The organism is Thiohalorhabdus sp. (assembly GCF_036628635.1).
Taxonomy (GTDB): Bacteria; Pseudomonadota; Gammaproteobacteria; order Thiohalorhabdales; family Thiohalorhabdaceae; genus Thiohalorhabdus.
Map to the genome: position 1 here is coordinate 1 of NZ_JAZKRM010000091.1, position 4,049 is coordinate 4,049.

The window sequence follows — 4,049 nt, forward strand, 5'->3', positions numbered from 1 at the left end:
CCGGGCTCCTACGAGGCGGTTTTTGGATTCACCAGCTCGGTGACCTTCTGGGCGTTGGCTTCCCAATAGTAACCCCTTTCCTCGATCAGGCGGGCCCCGGCCCGGCCCAGGCGGGACCGCAGGTCGGGGTCGGCGTGCAGGCGCTGCAGGGTCTTGGTGAGCTCGTCGGTGCTGCCGGGCCGGAACAGCAGGGCCTGCTCGCCGTCGCTGACCACCTCGGTGATGTTGGGCTTGCGCGGCGCCACCACGGGGCGCGCCATGGCCAGGTATTCGAACAGCTTGATGGGCGAGGCGTATTCGGTGACGTCGGGCTGCACGGCCACGTCCATGGCAGCCAGGTGGGCGGGCACCTCGGAACGCGCCACGGCGCCGGTAATGTGCACCCGCTCGCTGAGCCCCGCTTCCTCGGCCTGCTGGCGCAGGGCGGGCACGGCGGGGCCGTCGCCCACGATGAGCAGGCGCAGCTCCGGGATCGCGTCGCGCAGGCGCCGTGCCGCTTCCACCAGCCCATCCACGCCGTGCCAGGGCCGCACCCAGCCCACGAAGCCCACCAAGAGCCCATCCTGCCAGCCCAGGTCGCGGCGGACGCCGCTGCCGTCCACGTCCGGATGGAAGGCCTCCCGGTCCACGCCGTTGGGCATGATCACCAGCCGCTCGCGCGGGGTGCCCTGGCCTTCCAGGATGTCGGCCATGGCCCCGGAGACCACGATAGTACGGGTGGCGCGGCGGAACAGCCAGTCCTCCAGGGCCTGGGCCGGCCCGCGGAAAGCCAGGCCGCTCTCGCGCTCCATCTCCAGGCTCAGCGGGGCGTTGACCTCGAGCACGAAGGGCACCCGGAACAGCCCGGCGGCCAGCCGCCCGGCCACCCCGAACAGGGCGTAGCGCTCGTAGACCATGGCCGGGCGTTCGCGCACCAGGGCGGCGCACAGCCGGAGGAAGGCGGGTACGTTGTAGCCCAGGGCGAGCAGCTCGTAGACCCACCCCGGCACGGGCCGGCCGAGCAGCCGGAACCCGGAGGTCTGGGCCCCGGCCTCGCCGCCCCCGGCGGCGCGCGGCCGGCGTGGGCCCACCAGGGTCACCCGATGGCCCAGGGCGCGGAAGGCGGCCACCAGGGCCTGGATGTGGATGCCCTGGGCGTCCTCGCCGCGGGTGCGGTGGTGGTAGACGATCCTCACGGCCCCGCCTCCGCCTCGCTGACCACCCACCGGTACTTGCCCGACGCCTCCGGGGCGATGACCTCGGGGAAGGCAAACGCCACTTCAACATCCAGGTCCAGGGCCTTGAGCAGCCCGGTCCGGATGCCGTCGAGCTCTTCGGACGTCAGCTCCCGGCCGGTCACCAGGGCCACTTCCAGGGAGCGATCGGGCCGCTGGTAGAGGCGGAACTGGGAAATGGCGGGGATCTCGCGCAGGACATAGATGGGCGCCAGGCTATGCACCAGCCGGCCGCCCCCACCCACCAGGAAGTCGTTGGACCGGCCCGCCACGCCGCCTATCACCGGCAGCGGCAGCCCGCAGTCGCAGCCGCCATCGTCCAGCCAGCCCCGGTCGCCCACCCGGTAGCGCAGCAGGGGCATGCCGTAGGCGTCCAGATTGGTGATCAGCAGGTCGCCCACGCCCTCGCTGTCGGGGGCGTCCACCTCCGCCACCACATGCTCCGCCGCGACGTGGAGGCGGCCCCGGGGGCATTCGGCGGCAACCAGACCGGCGTCGCGGGAGCCGTACTCATTGGCCACGGGGCAGCCGAAGGCCTCGGCGATGGCGGCGCGCTGGTGGTCGAGCAGCATCTCGGCGGTGGTCGCCACCAGCCGGGGCCAACCCTCGGCGCGGATCCCCCGTTCACCCATGCGCAGGGCGACGCGGTGGATGACCGTGGGGTAGCCGTAGACCAGGCTGGGCCGAAAGCGGCGCAGCTCGTCGATGTAGGTGTCCAGGCGGGCCTCGGTGAGGTCGAAGGCGGACAGCAGGCGGTGGTTGAGCAGCCGCCGGTCCTTCCACAGGCGGAAGCGGGTCTGCTTGCTGAGCTCGATGGGCGAGCCCCAGAAGTCCACCTGCCGGTCGCCGGGGCGGACGCCGTGCCAGGCCCGGTAGCGCAGCTTGTGGGCGTTGTGGCGGGCCTCCTTACGCAGGTCGGTGTAGAACACCAACGGCGCCCCGGTGGAACCGCCGGTGGTGTAGCGGATCAGCTCGCCCCGGTGATCAACGGCGCACAGGTCGGCCAGGTGCTCGCGGATCTCGGCCCGCTCCAGGGGCGGCAGGTCGCCGAGGCGGTCCAGGGTCAGGTCCGCACCGGAGGCGATGCCGGCGGCCCGGAGCCGCTCGCGGTAGAAGGGCACCTGCGCCAGGCAGTGGTCGGCCAGTGCCTGCAGCTTGGCCTCGCGCTGGACCGCCAGCGCCTCCGGCGAGCCGCCCTCGTTGGCCCGCAGGTGGCGATAGTGGCCGATGGTCTCCCGACCGCGCAGGCGCTCGTGAAGGGGCAGCAGCAGATGACGGGTCAGGGCTTCGTTCACGCTCCGGTCTCCAGGTAGCGGCGCTGAAAGCCGGCGAACATGAGCAGCGACCAGATGGGGGCGCTGTGGTCCCACTTGCCGGACTGGTGCTCGTCCACCAGGCGGCGCACACCGTCGGGGTCGAACAGGCCGGTGTCCAGCAGCTCCGGCCCGAGCAGGGCGGCGCGCACATGGTCGCGCAGCGGCCCGCGGAACCAGGCGGCCAGGGGCACGGCAAAGCCCATCTTGCGCCGGTAGAGGATGTCGTCGGCCAGGTAGGGCCGCAGGGACCGCTTGAACACGGCCTTGCCCTCGCCCCGGTGCATCTTGAGCCCGGCGGGCAGGCCCGCCGCCCATTCCACGAGGTGGTGGTCCAGCACGGGCACGCGCACCTCCAGCGAATGGGCCATGCTGGCCCGGTCCACCTTGGTCAGGATGTCGCCGGGCAGGTAGGTCTTGAGGTCCAGGTACTGCACCCGCAGCAGCGGATGATCCGGGGCATTGGCGGCATGGCCGCGCAGGACCTCGGTGGCGGTGTAGCCGGCGAGCTCGCTGCGGAAGCGGTCGCTGTAGATCAGCGCCCGCTGCGGTGCCTTGACCACGGACAGGCTGTCCAGATAGCCGTCCAGCGGGTCCAGGGCCAGGGACTGGAAGGTGGCCTTGGCGCGCAAATAGCGCGGCGCCCGGTTGAGCTTGGGGTACAGCGTTCCCAGCGCGCCGAACACCGGCTGGCGCAGCGGACCCGGGAGGAGGCGGCGAACCTTCTCCTCCTGGAGGTACCAGCGGTAGCGGCGGTAGCCGGCGAAGGTCTCGTCGCCGCCGTCCCCGGACAGGGCCACCGTGACCCGGCTGCGGGCCAGCTCGCAGACGCGGTAGGTGGGCATGGCGGAGCTGTCGGCGAAGGGCTCGTCGTAGAGGCCGGCCAGGCGGTCCACCAGGTCGAAGTCGTCGGGGCTGACCTCGCGCACGGCGTGGTCGGTGCTGTAGCGCCGCGCCACCTGCTCGGCGTAGCTGGCTTCGTTGAAGGCCTTGTCCCCGAAGCTGATGGAGCTGGTCTGCACCGGCTCGCGGGCGTTGCGGGCCATCATGGCCACCACGGCGCTGGAGTCCACGCCCCCGGACAGGAAGGCCCCCAGCGGCACGTCGGCCACCTGGCGCACCCGCACGGCCTCGTCCAGGCGCTCGATGAGCTCGCCCTCCGGGTCGCCACCGGCAGCACCCGGCTCGAAAGTCAGGTCCCAGTACGTCTCGGGCTCGGGGACCCGCTGACCCCGCCGGACCGTCAGGCGCTGCCCCGGGGCCAGCTTGCGGGCGCGGCGGAAGATGGTGCGCGGGTCAGGGACGTAGCCGAAGGCGAAGTAGTCCTCCACCGCCTCGGGGTCCAGGTCGCGGGGGAAATCGGGGTGATCCACCACGGCCTTGAGCTCGGAGGCGAACAGCAGCCGCCCGTCGGACAGCAGGGCGTAATGCAGGGGCTTGATGCCCAGCCGGTCGCGGGCGAGGAAGAGGGTCTCGCCTTCGCGATCCCAGACGGCGAAGGCGAACATGCCGCGGAAGCGGT

The 4,049-nt window shown here is 72.1% G+C and carries 3 protein-coding genes; all 3 read right to left on the minus strand.

The features are described 5' to 3' along the window. Positions 1-8: 8 nt before the first annotated feature. Complete coding sequence (locus V5A19_RS13740) at positions 9-1,175, minus strand: glycosyltransferase family 4 protein (RefSeq protein WP_332327942.1); 1,167 nt, start codon at positions 1,173-1,175, stop codon at positions 9-11. Continuing rightward, positions 1,172-2,509 (minus strand): phenylacetate--CoA ligase family protein, encoded by a 1,338-nt coding sequence (locus V5A19_RS13745; RefSeq protein WP_332327943.1) that lies wholly within the window; start codon positions 2,507-2,509, stop codon positions 1,172-1,174. The genes V5A19_RS13740 and V5A19_RS13745 overlap by 4 nt, the downstream gene beginning before the upstream one ends. Then, positions 2,506-4,049: asparagine synthase (glutamine-hydrolyzing) (gene asnB, locus V5A19_RS13750; RefSeq protein WP_332327944.1), on the minus strand; the 1,544-nt coding region annotated here is incomplete at its 5' end. The genes asnB and V5A19_RS13745, both read right to left, overlap by 4 nt.